At 49.7% G+C, this 308-nt stretch carries 1 pseudogene; it reads left to right on the top strand.

Annotation, left to right across the window (positions count from 1 at the left end):
• Positions 1-308: pseudogene (locus CA598_RS32640) on the top strand (fibronectin type III domain-containing protein); the annotation flags it as partial.

The raw sequence follows: 308 nt of genomic DNA, 5'->3' as shown, positions 1-308 counted from the left end.
AGATGTAACATCGGCTCGAACGTTGGTTGACGCATTGAATACGACGGACAAAGCTCCACTTAACACCCGTCTAGATATAGTGCAAGCTGCAATCGACTACGCGACACAGGTTACGACAGCGACAGCGGCTGTAGTGAAAGCTGAAGGGTCAAAACTTCAGGCAGATGTAAACGTAGCTCGTACATTGGTGAATGCCCTCAATGTATCTGACAAGGCAACGCTTGGAGCGCGTTTGGATACGGTGCAAGCCGGAATTGACTATGGAACAAAAGTAACTGCTGCGACAGCCGCGGTAGTAAAAGCGGAAG

The organism is Paenibacillus sp. VTT E-133291 (assembly GCF_002264395.1).
GTDB classification, from domain to species: Bacteria; Bacillota; Bacilli; order Paenibacillales; family Paenibacillaceae; genus Paenibacillus_AQ; species Paenibacillus_AQ nitricinens.
This window is presented reverse-complemented; position numbering and strand designations above follow the sequence as displayed.